General features: G+C 61.8%; 10 protein-coding genes. 3 read left to right on the top strand and 7 right to left on the bottom strand.

Annotated elements, in window-relative coordinates; genetic code table 11:
* The first annotated feature begins 10 nt into the window (after positions 1 to 10).
* Genes ACGYKA_RS07190 through ACGYKA_RS07180 form a run of 3 tightly spaced genes read left to right on the top strand, consistent with a single transcriptional unit; the run spans position 11 to position 3744 of the window.
* Complete coding sequence (locus ACGYKA_RS07190; RefSeq protein WP_394411084.1) at positions 11 to 1300, top strand: ArgE/DapE family deacylase; 1290 nt, start codon at positions 11 to 13, stop codon at positions 1298 to 1300.
* Complete coding sequence (locus tag ACGYKA_RS07185; RefSeq protein WP_394411087.1) at positions 1297 to 2409, top strand: phosphotransferase; 1113 nt, start codon at positions 1297 to 1299, stop codon at positions 2407 to 2409. The genes ACGYKA_RS07190 and ACGYKA_RS07185 overlap by 4 nt, the downstream gene beginning before the upstream one ends.
* A 3-nt stretch (positions 2410 to 2412) precedes the next feature.
* Positions 2413 to 3744 carry an aspartate aminotransferase family protein gene (locus ACGYKA_RS07180; RefSeq protein WP_394411090.1) on the top strand — a complete coding sequence of 444 codons (1332 nt, stop codon included), beginning with the start codon at positions 2413 to 2415 and terminating at the stop codon, positions 3742 to 3744.
* 10 nt (positions 3745 to 3754) lie between these two features.
* On the opposite strand, the gene ACGYKA_RS07175 is transcribed toward ACGYKA_RS07180, so the two are convergent.
* The 7 genes from ACGYKA_RS07175 to ACGYKA_RS07145 form a co-directional block, all read right to left on the bottom strand.
* Positions 3755 to 5371, bottom strand: a complete 1617-nt coding sequence (locus tag ACGYKA_RS07175) for an ABC transporter ATP-binding protein (RefSeq protein ID WP_394411092.1) — start codon at positions 5369 to 5371, stop codon at positions 3755 to 3757.
* A 19-nt stretch (positions 5372 to 5390) separates the two neighbouring features.
* Positions 5391 to 6209: an ABC transporter permease gene (locus tag ACGYKA_RS07170; RefSeq protein WP_082852164.1), complete on the bottom strand. Its 819-nt coding sequence runs from the start codon at positions 6207 to 6209 to the stop codon at positions 5391 to 5393.
* Positions 6210 to 6211: 2 nt separating this feature from the next.
* A complete protein-coding gene (locus ACGYKA_RS07165) occupies positions 6212 to 7168 on the bottom strand; it encodes an ABC transporter permease (protein ID WP_394411095.1) in 957 nt (318 codons plus the stop codon).
* A gap of 82 nt (positions 7169 to 7250) precedes the next feature.
* A complete protein-coding gene (locus ACGYKA_RS07160; RefSeq protein ID WP_394411098.1) occupies positions 7251 to 8822 on the bottom strand; it encodes an ABC transporter substrate-binding protein in 1572 nt (523 codons plus the stop codon).
* A gap of 371 nt (positions 8823 to 9193) precedes the next feature.
* Positions 9194 to 10804, bottom strand: coding sequence for a BCCT family transporter (locus tag ACGYKA_RS07155; protein WP_209217566.1), 1611 nt, complete (start codon positions 10802 to 10804; stop codon positions 9194 to 9196).
* Positions 10805 to 10850: 46 nt separating this feature from the next.
* Positions 10851 to 11978 (bottom strand): mechanosensitive ion channel family protein, encoded by a 1128-nt coding sequence (locus tag ACGYKA_RS07150; protein WP_394411101.1) that lies wholly within the window; start codon positions 11976 to 11978, stop codon positions 10851 to 10853.
* A 3-nt stretch (positions 11979 to 11981) separates the two neighbouring features.
* Positions 11982 to 13583 carry a sodium:solute symporter gene (locus ACGYKA_RS07145; protein ID WP_271689221.1) on the bottom strand — a complete coding sequence of 534 codons (1602 nt, stop codon included), beginning with the start codon at positions 13581 to 13583 and terminating at the stop codon, positions 11982 to 11984.
* Positions 13584 to 13604 lie beyond the last annotated feature (21 nt).

Here is a 13604-nt window from a genome sequence, read left to right as displayed (position 1 = left end):
AGGACACGCCATGCCCCTTGATCCAGACCTCAAGTCTCGCATCCTTCAGGCTGTCGAAGACGGATTTGCCGAACAGGTAAGTTTTACCCAAAAGCTCGTGCAAATGCCCTCCCTGCGCGGCCATGAACATGCGATCCAAGACCTGCTGTTTCGCAGTTTGCAAAACCGTGGCTATGCGATGGACCGCTTCAAGATGGACCGCGCCGCGATCGAGGCGCATCCCGGCGGGTCGAAATACTCCGACGATCATTCCGACGCGCCCATCGTCGTGGGCATCCACTGCCCGCGCGATGAGCGGGGCCGCTCGCTGATCCTGCAATCGCATCTCGATGTGGTGCCCGAGGGGCTGCACGACATGTGGGACGATCCGCCCTATTCGGCCAAGATCGACGGCGGTTGGATGTATGGCCGGGGCGCGGGCGATATGAAGGCGGGCGCGGCTGCAAATATCTTTGCGCTCGACGCGCTGCGCCGCATCGGGCTGCAACCGGCGGCAACCGTCTATGTGCAATCCGTGGTCGAGGAGGAATCCACCGGCAACGGCGCTTTGCAGACTTTCCTGCAAGGCTACACCGCCGATGCGGTTTTCATCCCCGAACCCGAAGAGGAAATGCTGGTCCGCGCCAATACCGGCGTCATCTGGTTTCAGGTGCAGCTGCGCGGCGTGCCGGTCCATGTGCGCGAAATGGGCGAAGGGGCCAATGCCATTGATGCTGCCACCCGCGTCATCACAGCCCTGCGCGAGATGGAGGAGGATTGGAACGCGGAAAAGGGCCAGCATCCGCATTTCGAAGACGAGGCCCATCCGATCAACTTCAACATCGGCAAGATCGAAGGCGGCGATTGGGCGTCATCGGTGCCGTCATGGTGCAACATCGATTGCCGCGTCTCCATCTATCCGGGCCGCAGCGCCGAGGATGCCGCGCGCGAGATCACCGAGCGGGTCAAGGCCTTCGCCCAAAGCGACAACTTCCTGTCGAACAACCCGCCCCAGGTGGTCTTCAACGGTTTCCACGCCGAAGGCTATGTGCTGAAGCCGGGCAGCGAGGCCGAAGCCGTCTTGGAACGCGCCCATGAAGAGGCCATCGGCGCGCCACTGCAATCTTTCATGACGGCGGGCTACCTCGATACGCGGGTCTATGCGCTTTACAACAAGATCCCCGCGCTCTGCTACGGGCCGAAATCGCGCAACATTCACGGGATCAACGAATCCGTCAGCCTCAGTTCGGTCAAGAAGATCACCCAAGCCATGGCGCTCTTCATCGCCGAATGGTGCGGGACCGAAGGCACCGCCCCATGACCGAGGCCGGGATCACGCCCCATGGCGGCCTGCCCCCCTTCCTCAGCGGCGTGCTGGTCGAAGAGGCCGGGGCCCAGACCGACCTGCTGGCACAAGACCCGCCCGCCTTTGACGCGGCCCGCGCGGCGGAGGTTGCGCTGCGTTTCTATGGTATCTCCGGTCAGATCGAACCGCTTGCCGCTGAGAAAGACGCGAACTTCCTGATCACCCTGACCACGGGCGAAAAGGCACTGCTAAAGATCACCAATGCCGCCGAAGACCGGGCGGTGACCGACATGCAGACCGCGGCACTGATGCATCTGGCCGCCGCCGATCCCGAACTGCCCGTGCAACGCATCTGCGCCAGCCTGAACGGCAAAGCTGCCGAGGTCGCCACCGCCGCCGATGGGCAGCCCCATGTCGTTCGCCTGATGTCCTTCCTCAGCGGCACCGTGCTCAGCAATGCGACCCCGCAGCCGGGCCTCTACCGCGCCTTGGGCGATTTTCACGCGCGGGTCACCCTTGGGCTGCGCGGGTTCTTTCACCCTGCGGGCGGGCATTTCCTGCAATGGGACATCAAACAAGCGGGCCACCTGCGCCCCCTTCTGGCGGATGTGCAGGACGCCGCGCTGCGCCAGCAGTTGCAGCATAGGCTTGACCAGTTTGACGCGGAAACCGCCCCGCGATTGCCGCATCTGCGGGCGCAGATCGTGCATAATGACTTCAACCCCCATAACATTCTGGTCGACGCGCCACAGGCGCAGCGCCCCGTCGGGCTGATCGACTTCGGCGATATGGTGCATACGCCGCTGGCCTGTGATCTGGCGGTGGCCTGCTCCTATCAACTCGGCCAAGGCACAGACCCGCTGGGCGCCATTTGCGAGATGGTCGCGGGCTTCGCCGCACGGCTGCCGCTGGAGGCCGAAGAGGTCGCGCTTCTGCCCAGTCTGATCCGCCTGCGCCATGCCACCACCTTGGCGATCGGTGCCTCCCGCGCGCGGCGCTATCCCGAGAATGCCCCCTATATCCTGCGCAACGCCGCCGCCTCGCAGCGCGGGCTGGCCGCACTCGACCAAGTGGGCGACGCCGCCGCGATCAAAGCCCTGCACCATGCTGCGGGGACGGAGTGACCGATGACCATGATCAACGCCTATGACAGCGCTCAGGCCGAGGCCCTTAGCCCCGCAGACCGCGCCCTGATCGACCGCCGCGCCAAGGCGCTTGGCCCCGCCTATCGGCTGTTCTACGACCAGCCGCTGCATATCACGCGCAGCGAGGGTGTCTGGCTTTGGGATAAGGACGGGCGCAGATATCTCGATGCTTATAACAACGTCGCATCGGTCGGCCATTGCCACCCCCGCGTGGTCGAGGCGATCACCCAGCAGTTGGGCGTGCTGAACACTCACACCCGCTATCTGCATGAAAACGTTGTCACTTACGCCGAACGGCTGTTCGCCACCATGCCCGAAGCGCTTGGTCATGTCATGTTCACCTGCACCGGGTCCGAGGCGAATGACATCGCCCTGCGCATCGCCCGCAGCTATACTCGGCGCGAGGGCGTCATCGTCACCCGCCTTGCCTATCACGGGCTGACCGAGGCGGTGGCCGAACTTTCTCCCTCCTTGGGCGACTTCACCCCGCGCAGTTCGCGCATCCGGCTGATCGACGCCCCCGACACACTGCGCATTCCGGCAGCCCTGCAAGGCGCAAAACTCGCCGCCGATCTGGCCCAAGCGATTGCCGAGATGCGCGCCGATGGGATCGAGCCTGCGGCCTTCATCGTCGATACGATCTTTTCCAGCGACGGGCTGCACCCCGATCCGGCGGGGTTCCTGCAACCGTCGGTCGATCTGATCCGCGCCGAGGGGGGGCTTTTCATCGCTGACGAAGTGCAACCCGGCTTTGCCCGCACCGGCGACGCCTTCTGGGGGTTCCAGCGCCACGGTCTGGTGCCTGACATGGTCACGATGGGCAAGCCGATGGGCAATGGCTTCCCCCTTTCCGGCACCGCGATGCGGCCAAAACTGGTGCAAGAATTTGGCGAAAGGGCACGCTATTTCAACACCTTTGGTGGCAACCCCGTGGCCGCCGCCGCAGGCATGGCGGTGCTCGACGTGATCGCGGATGAAGGATTGCAGGACAATGCCACAGCCGTCGGCGGTTTTCTCAAGAGCGGTTTGCAAGACATCGCCACCCGCTACTCTGAGATCGGCCATGTGCGCGGCGCGGGGCTGTTTCTGGCGGTCGAATGCGTCACCGCGCGCGAGACCAACGCCCCCGATGCCGCCCGCGCCAAATTCGTGGTCAACCATCTGCGCCAGAATGGCGTCTTGATCAGCGCCACCGGGCCGGGGGCCAACGTGCTGAAAATCCGCCCGCCGCTTGTCTTGCAGCAGGCCGAGGCGACGCTGTTTCTAGAGGCGACCGAAGCCGCCTTCGCCGCCGCGCGGGCCGAGGGGGTTTAACCCTGCGGCCCTACTGCGCCTCGCGCAGGGACCGCTCCCGCGCGCGGGCCTCGGTCAGCCATTCCGGGTCCATCTGCGGGACCGATGTCAGCAGCCGCTTGGTATAGGCCTGCTTTGGGTCGCCAAAGATCTCATCACGCCCGCCCTGCTCTACGATCTGGCCATTCTTGAGCACGATCACCTTATGGGCAATCGCCTCAACCGTGGCCAAGTCATGGGTGATGAACATGAAGGTCAGGTCCAGCTCCGTCTGCAAACGCACCAACAGCCGCAGGATCCCTTCGGCCACCAGTTGGTCCAGCGCGCTGGTCACCTCGTCGCAAATGATGAACTCGGGCTCGGCGGCAAGCGCACGCGCGATGCCCACGCGCTGCTTCTGCCCGCCCGAAAGTTCGCTGGGTTTGCGGTCAAGGAAAGCGCGGTCGAGGTCGACCAAATCCATCAGTTCCGCCACCCGCGCCTGAAGCTCTTGCCCCCTGCGGCCCGTGAACTTGCGCACCGGTCGGGCCAAAATCTCGCGGATACTGTGGCGCGGGTTCAGCGAGGTATCCGCCGATTGATAGATCATCTGGATATTGCGCAGCGTCTCGGCCTCGCGTTTGGCCAGTTGCGGCTCAAGCGGCGCGTCGTTCCAGAAAAACTGCCCGGCGACGGGGGGCAACAGCCCCGCGATGACCCGGGCGAGGGTAGATTTACCTGACCCGCTTTCCCCAACGACGGCAGTGGTCTGGCCGCGCGGAAAGGTGAAGTTGAGATTATTCAGCACGGTCATCGGCCCATAGGCCGCCGAAACCCCCTCGCAGCGGATCAGCGCCGGAGCCTCCCCCGCCTCAGCGTCCGGGCGGCGGAAGGAGCGCACGGCCCAGAGCGAGCGGGTATAGTCCTCTTGCGGGGCGTCTAGCATGGTCTTGGTCGGCGCGGTCTCCACCGCCGCGCCATCCTTCATTACGCAGATGCGGTCGGCCATCTGGCTCACCACCGCCAGATCATGGGTGATATAGATCGCCGCCGTGTCATATTGCTCGACAATATCGCGGATCGCGCCCAGCACTTCGATCTGGGTGGTCACGTCCAAGGCTGTCGTCGGCTCATCAAAGATGATCAGGTCGGGGCGGCAGGCCATGGCCATCGCCGTCATCGCCCGCTGCAACTGGCCGCCCGACACTTGGTGCGGGTAGCGAAAGCCGATCTCTTCGGGGTTGGGCAATTGCATCTGACGGTAGAGCGCGACGGCGTCCTGCTCTGCCGCCGTGCGGCCCGAGACACCGTGCAGACGGGGCGCTTCGGTATATTGGTCAATCAGCGTCTTGGCGGGGTTAAAGCTTGCCGCCGCGGACTGGGCGACATAGGCGATGCGCTTGCCGTGCAACCGGCGCAATTGCCCGCGCCCCATGCCAATCAACTCGGTCCCGTCGAATTCAACGCTGCCCCCGGCAAAGCGCACCCCGTCGCGGACATAGCCCATTGCTGCCAAGCCGGCGGAGCTTTTGCCCGCCCCGCTTTCGCCGACGAGGCCCAGCACCTCACCCCGGTCCAGTTCCAGATCGAGCCCCTTGATGATCACATTGGGCCGCGCGCGGCTGCCTGCCTCAAGCCGGAGACCGCGAATGTTCAGAAGGTTTCCCATATGTTTGGCCCCTGCTTAGTTAACTTTTCAGACCGCTGGCGCGGTGCAGCATCCAATCGACGATCAGGTTGATCGCAACGGTCAACAAAGCGATGGCCGCCGCCGGGATCAGCGGCGTGATATCGCCAAAGCTGATCAAGGTGGCGTTCTCCTTTACCATCGATCCCCAATCCGCCGTGGGCGGCTGAATCCCGATGCCAAGAAAGGACAGCGCCGCGATAAAGAGAAACACAAAGCAAAAGCGCACGCCGAATTCAGCGATCAGGGTGGACCAGATGTTGGGCAGAATCTCGCGCCGCAGCAGCCACGGCGTGCGCTCTCCGCGCAGCTTGGCCGCCTCGACGAAATCAAGACCGACAACATTCATCGCCGCCGCGCGCGAAAGGCGGTAGACCGGCGCCACATAGATCACCGCGATCACCCCGACCATATTCGGGATCGAGGGGCCGACAATGGCCAAAAGCATCAGCGCCAAGATCAGCGGCGGCACGGCCATCAACACGTCGACGAGCCGCGACAGGACTTCATCCAGCCAGCCCCCTTTGAGCGCGGCCAGCATCCCCAGCGTGGCCCCGACCGAAAAGGAAATGGCCGTGGTCAGCAGCGCTAGCCCGACCGTATTGCGCGCGCCAAAGATCATGCGTGACAGCATATCGCGGCCCAGATTGTCGGTGCCGAGCGGATGCGCACCACTCCACGGCAGATAGGCGTCGCCCACCACCTCCGTCTCGCCATAGGGCGCGATCCACGGGGCGAAAAGCCCGGTGATGGCCACGAGGACCAGCACCACCATGCCAAAGATCGCCGAAGGGGGCGCGGATTTCAGCAAAGATTTCATCGTTATCTCCCGTGCCGCAGACGCGGGTTCGACATGATCGAGATGATGTCGGCCAAGACGTTCAGCGTGATATAGACAGCGGCAAAGAACAGCCCCACGGCCTGCACCACCGGGAAATCCCGGCTGGAAACCGCATCGACCAGTAACTGGCCCAGACCGGGGTAGGAAAAGACGACCTCGACCACCACCACGCCGACCACCAGATAGGCAAGATTCAGCGCCACGACATTGACGATCGGCGCCAGCGCGTTGGGCAGCGCGTGTTGCAGGATGATGCGCCAGCGCGGCACGCCCTTGAGGCGGGCCATCTCAATATAGGGCGAGGCCAGCACGTTGATGATGGCCGCCCGCGTCATCCGCATCATATGCGCCACGACCACCAGAATAAGCGTCAGCGCGGGCAGAAAGCTGCGATAGAGCGCGTCCCAAAGCCCCGTGGCGCTGTCGATCCGTGCCAGCGTCGGAAAGACGCCTGCTTTGATCGACAGAAACAGGATCAGGACATAGCCCACGAAAAACTCGGGCATGGAGATGGCGGAAAGCGCGGTCAGGTTGACGCCGCGGTCAAACAGCGTGTTGCGCCACAGGGCCGCCAGAAGCCCAAGGATCACCGCCAGCGGGGCGGCGATGACGGCGGCATAGACGGCCAGAAACATGGTATTGGCAAGCCGCGGGCCCAACAGCTCAGACACCTCGCGCCCCGAGGCCAGAGAGGTGCCGAAATCACCGCGCAGCACGCCACCAAGCCAATCGAAATACCGAAGATGCGCTTGTTGATCGAGGCCGAGTTCGGCGCGAAAGGCCGCGAGGGTCGATTCAGTCGCCGATTGGCCAAGGATCTGCTGCGCCAGATCACCGGGCAAGAGTTCGATGCCAACGAACATGAGGGCGGATACGACAAAGAGGGTCAGAATGCCGAGGGACACTCGGCCGATAACAAGCTTCTGAAGCCGGGACATTTTAAGGTTTTCTCCGGCCCGGGGCGGGCCATTGGTGCGGGAAACGGACGGCCCTTGGGGGCCGCCCGCGTGAAGCTGTGGCTTAGGACATCCACCAGCGTTCGATGAAGCGCTGGCTGTCGAGATCCCACATCTCGGACACTTCCTCGGGCATCTGAACGCTTTCGCTCATGGCCGAGACATATTGACCAAAGGCCGGGATCAGCGCGCCGCCCTGCTCTTTCACGATCTTCTGCATCTCGCCGTACATCTCAGCCCGGCGGGTCTGGTCCAGCTCAGGCCGGGCCTGCAACAGCAGCTCATTGAAGCGCTCGTTGTCCCATTTGGTCTCGTTCCACTCCGCATCGGCGGCATAGCCGGTCGAGAACATGAGGTCAGGCGTCGGACGGCCACCCCAATAGGAACAGCAGAAGGGCTTTTGCAGCCAGACGTTCGACCAATAGCCGTCATCCGGCTCGCGCTTCACTTCGATGTTCAAGCCAGCAGGCCGCGCGCTTTCAGCAAAGAGCACAGAGGCATCCACCGCCCCGTTGAACGCTGCATCCGAAGTCGAAAGCGTCACGTCGAGGCTTTCCAGCCCCGCCTGTTTCAGATGGTACTTCGCCCGCTCCGGATCATAGGTGATCTGTTCCAGATCGTCGTTGTAATAGGGCATGGAGCGCGAGATCGGTTGGTCGTTGCCCACGGTGCCATAGCCACGCAGAACCTTTTCGATCATGTCTTCGCGGTTGATGCCGTATTTCAGCGCCATGCGCACGTTCAGATCATCGAAGGGCGCCGTGTTGGTCTGCATCGGCATGATGTAATGCAGGGTGCCGTCTTGGGTGTGGATCTTCACGTTGGGCGCGCGGCCCAGCAGGTTGATCGTCTTGAGGTCGGGCCGGTCGATCAGGTCGACCTCACCGGTCATCAGCGCGTTCATCCGGGCCGCCGGATCGCCGACTTTCAGGATCACGACCTTGTCGAAATGCGCGCGGCCTTCTTTCCAGTAGTCATCGCGGCGCGACAGTTCGACCCGCACGCCCGGCTCGAAGACATCGATCACATAGCCGCCGGTGCCGATGCGGCTGTTGGGGTCAATCGTGCCATCGCCGGTGTCTTGGCGAATGCCGAGGTGGTAATCATTGAAGATGAACGGGAAATCCGCGTTCCCGGCGGCCAGTTCAAACACCACGACCTTGTCGCCATCGGCGCGGATGTCGGTGATCTGCTCAAGCAGCGGTTTGATACCTGATTTGGACTCGGGCCCCATGTGGTGGCGGATCGAGGCGATCACGTCATTCGCTGTCGCCGTCTTGCCGTCCGAGAATTGCGCATTGTCGCGCAGACGGAAGGTCCATGTGGCCGCATCGCTGCTGGCCTCAAAGCTCTCGGCAAGGTCGGGCTGGGCGGTGCCATCGGGGGCGATCTCGGTCAATGTGTTGAAGACCGCATAGCCGCTGGCGAACATGAAGTCGTTGTTGAAGGTCGCCGGATCAAGGCTGTCGGAAGTGGAGCCTTGGGTAAAGCCCACCCGCAGGGTGCCGCCCTTTTTGGGTTGCGCCTGTGCCCGCGCCCCGTGTGGCAGGATCAGCCCTGCCCCCACGGCGGCGGCGGTCCCGGCTAGAAAGCTGCGACGGCTCGGGCCGTTTTGACGGTTTGTGAAATTGGTCATTGTATCCCCCTTTGTTTGTTTTCTTGCTCGAACGCTCTGACAAAGCGCTCTGCGTCTTGCTGCGGTGCCGCGTCATTGGCCGCCGCCCTCGCACTGGCGTGGGCGCTTTGCCCAGATGCAGGCGCGGTCGAAACACGCGGCCAAAGGATGGCGCGCGCCCCTCTGCGCTGCGATCCGTCGCGGCATTTCGCCCGCCGCAACGATCTTGGCCATAGGCATAGCCGGTTCCGACACCGGGGTATAGATACCCCGGTCGCCTGTCGCGAAGTTACGTTACGGCTAGTGATGTTTTACGGGAAGATCAAGATGTTAAGGGGCGGCCGGTGGGAGACCTCCCCCGCCGCCCCCTCCCGCGACCGCTGCAAACCGTCCTAGAAATCCCTTAGCTTTGGCCGCCCGTTGACCGAAACATTGTCGATATCCTCAAGCTTAAAGCCACGCACCAAGGACGGTATCATCATGCAGACCAGCACGAAGATCGGCAGCCCCACCACGGTGATCACCTGCTGCAAAGCGGTCAGCCCAGTGTCGCCCGTCAGCAAGATCAGCATCGCCGCGACCAGCCCTTCGGCAAGACCCCAAAAGACCCGCTGGCGCACGGGGCCGGGTTTGGCATGGCCGGTGCAGAGCATATCGACGACCAGTGAAGCGGAGTCCGACGAGGTGGCAAAGAAAATCGCCACAATAATGATCGCCACGCCTTGGACGAAGAGCGTGAATGGGAAATGCTCAAGAAAGACGAAAAGCGCGAGGGGGATGCTCTCTGCCACCGCCCGGCTGATCTCGCCCGCCTGCTCGCCCATCGCTTCCCGTGCCGCCGTGCCGATACCGTCAAAGCCGATGGCCTGCCAGCCGAAGATCGAGAACCAGATCAGCGTGAAGGCCGTCGGCGCAAGCAGAACGCCGAAGACGAATTCGCGAATGGTCCTGCCGCGCGAAATCCGCGCCACGAACAGCCCGATGAAGGGCGACCAAGTCACGGTCCACGCCCAGTAAAAGACCGTCCAATCCCCTTGCCAGCCCCAATCCCCGTTCGACGGGTTCCGATTGGCCAGCATATCGTTCCAAAAGGCCAGCCGCGGTAGGTTTTGCAGATAAAGCCCCGCGGTTTCGACAATGCCGCGCAAAAGAAACAGGGTCGATCCGGTCACCAGCACAAAGATCATCAGCAGAACTGCCATGCCGATGTTGATATTCGACAAAAGCTTCACCCCGCTGTCGAGGCCCGCCACGATCGAGCCAACAGCGACCATGGTCAGCACGGCGAGGATCATGATCTTCAGAAAGGTCGAGGCATCCCAGCCAAAAAGCTCGGACAGCCCCGCCGCGATCTGCGAAGAGCCGAGACCGAGGGACACCGCCACGCCGAAGATCGTGCCCAAGATGGCCACGATATCAATGGCTTTGCCCACCGGCCCGTGAATACCCTCACGCAGCAGGGGATAAAAAACCGAGCTGACGCGCACCGGCAGATCATAGCGGTTGATGAAATAGGCAAAGGCCAGACCAGGCAGCGTGAAAATCGCCCAAGTGTGCAGCCCAAGGTGATAAATCGCGATTGAAATCGCATCTTTCGCCGCCTGTTCCGAATAGGGTTCCACCCCCGGCAGGGGCGGTTTTTGGAAATGGCTGATCGGCTCGGCCACGCCCCAGAACATGAGAACGGTGCCGATGCCCCCGGCGAAAAGCATGGTGAACCACGACAGGTTCGAATACTCCGGCTCAGAGCCTTTCGGCCCCAATCGGATATGGCCGTGGCGCGACGCGGCGGCCCAGATCAGAAAACCCAGCCAGACATTCACGCCAAGAATGAAGAACCAGCCAAGATTGGTCACGACCCAAGCCCGACCCACGGCAAAGATGTCTCCGATGGGTTCGGGCACCGCGATCAACAGTAGAACGAAAAGCGCGGCGAGCCCGGCTGAAATGAAAAAGATGACCGGGTCCGTTTTCAGACCAAGACGCCGTGCGAGATTTTCCACCTATTTTTCCTTTGTTGTTCGTTTCCTTGGTAGGCTCTGGGCCCCTTTAGGGCGTCACCGGAGCCTCACCTTTCGATGACATGTCCGGCTCATCACGGCTGCGGATCTCCATATTCCCGCGCAGACGCGGCAGGGCTTGGGGATGCTCTTTTTGCAGCCAGTCGATCATCTTCTCGCGGATTTCACAGCGCAGATCCCATGCCTGTGGTGAGGTCCGTGCGCTGACAAGACCGCGCACGGCGATACTGTCTTTCTCGGTCTCGGAAACCTGAAGGTTGACCACCTGCCCGTCCCATAGGGGCGAGGCTTTGGCCAGTTCCTCAAGCTTGGCGCGCATTTCGCCAATCGGCACCGTGTAATCGAGATACCAAAACACCGTGCCGATGATCGACGCGCTTTCGCGGGTCCAATTCTGAAACGGCTTTTCGATGAAATAAGACAGCGGCACCACCATGCGCCGCCAATCCCACAGACGCACGACGACATAGGTCGCGAAAATCTCTTCGACCCAGCCCCATTCGTCTTCGACGATCACCACATCTTCGAGCCTGATCGGCTGGGTGATGGCGATCTGAAGCCCCGCGATCAGATTGGTCAACACCGGGCGGGCCGCCAGCCCCACGACCAGCCCCGCCGCCCCGGCCGAGGCGAAAAGCCCGGCCCCGTATTTCTGCACGCTTTCAAAGGTCAGCAAAACGCCAGCGGCGGTGAAAATCCCCAAGATGATGGTCACGGTCCGGCGCAGCACCCGCGCTTGGGTCACGAACTTGCGGGCCGAAAGATTGTCTTCGACATCCAACCGATGCCGCCGCACGGCGCGTTCGGCGAAATGATTGGTCAGCAGGATCAGCGTCCAGCCCACGAGGATGATCAGCAAGACCAGAAACAGATGCGCCGCACCGTCCTGCCAGCCATAGAGCCGTACATTCGGCAGCACCCAAGCGAGCGCCGCGACCACGGCAGCAAGGCGCAGCGGTCTGCGGGCCCGGCGCAGCAAGGACCGCCCAGTGATGTTCTTTTCCGAGATTACGCGGTCGAGAATGCTGGATCCGATCCAATGCGCCGCCAGCCCCGCCGCGCAGGCCAGAAGCACGGCAAGCAAGGGGCTAACGAAATCGGGCGCGGCTTCAAGCTGCGTCGCAACACCTGTCGCTATGCGGTCCAGCGTCTCCATCGCTTAGGCCCACCAAACCACCATCGCCAGCGTGGCCACAACAAGCAGCCCGGCCCAGAGGGTGCGATCCTGCCACAGCGGTTTCTCCCATTGGGTAAAGATCTCCTTGGCCTCTTCCCCCTGCCAGACAAGGTCTTCGATATTCTCTTTTTCCTTCGGCGAGGTGGCGTAGGAAATACCGAAATGCAGGATGATCCCGATGGTCATCATGATCGAGGACATCACCGTATAGTGGATTTCCGGCAGCCCCATATAGGCCCAGTAATTCGTCACCTCTTTCAACACGAAAAGCGGAATGCCGATGATGAGGCCAAACATGATCGTCCAAAACGCGCCGTTGCCGTTCAACCGTTTGAACATCAGGCCGAGGATATAGACCACCACGATGGTCGGCACGATATAGGACAGCGAGGATTGGAAATAGCTGAACAGGCTTTCAAACCCGGCAATCATCGGGGCATAGATCGCACCAAAGACCATGACGCCCGCGGTGACCAGCTTGCCCATCCAGACCTGACGTTCTTCGCTCACGTTGAACATCGGCTCGGCAAAGTCCTTTACCACCAAGGTCGAGGCGGAGTTCAAGGCGGAGTCGAGCGAGGACATGATCGCCGCAATCAGCGCCGCCATGATCAGCCCGCGCACGCCAATCGGCATCAACTCAAACGCCAGCGTGGGGAAAGCAAGGTCAGGCGTTTCAAGATCGGGGTAGAGCTTGAGCGCAATCACCCCCGGCAGCACCATCAAAAAGATGTTCGGCAGTTTCAGGAAACCGGCGAAAATGGCCCCGATCTGCCCTTCCTTTAGGTCCTTTGCTCCCAATGTCCGCTGAACGACGAACTGGTTGATCGTCCAATAGTAAAAGCCGAGCAAGATAACGCCCAAAAGCCCCGTCCACGGCAGGAAATCATCGTCCGCGGGCAGGATCATATGGGTCATATCTTCGGGCGTGCCGGTGAACAGTTCCTCCCAGCCGCCGATCTCATCAAGGCCGATCCAGAACAGGGCCGCGGCCCCGATGATGAGCAAGATCGCCTGTACCGTGTCAGTGACAACCACCGCGGAAAGCCCGCCCAGAATGGTGTAGATGCCTGCGACCAAGGCCAGCACCGCGACGGCAGCCCAAAGGTTCAGGTAGCCGGTGACGTTGGAGATGACCAAGCCGCCCGCATAAAGCGCCCCGGCGGTGTCGATGAACATGATGGCAAGGATGGTGAAAAGCGAAAACGCCCGACGTGAGCGGACGTCATAGCGCTCTTCCAGAAATCCCGGCACGGTCGAGATCTTGGCCCGCAGGTAAGACGGCAGAATGAAGATCGCGAATAGGATCAAGACCAGCGCCGCAGTCCATTCGTAGTTGAAGATCACGACGCCATTCGCATAGGCCCCGCCCATTAGCCCCACAAAGCTGGAGCCGGACATGTTGGAGGCAAAAAGCGAGAAACCGATCAGATACCAAGGCAGCGACCGACCGGCGAGGAAATAATCCTCGGACCCGCCGGATTGTTTGCGCGAAACGTAAATGCCATGGGCGACGACACCGATAAAATAAGCCACCACAATCGCATAGTCGATCAGGTGTAGATCAAATTTCGCGCTCTCCATCATGCTCTCCTAAAATATTCT

The organism is Sulfitobacter sp. 1A15106 (assembly GCF_043556995.1).
Taxonomy (GTDB): Bacteria; Pseudomonadota; Alphaproteobacteria; order Rhodobacterales; family Rhodobacteraceae; genus Sulfitobacter; species Sulfitobacter faviae.
Note: the sequence above shows the minus strand (reverse complement) of the source record. Positions and strands in the feature narration are given on the sequence as shown.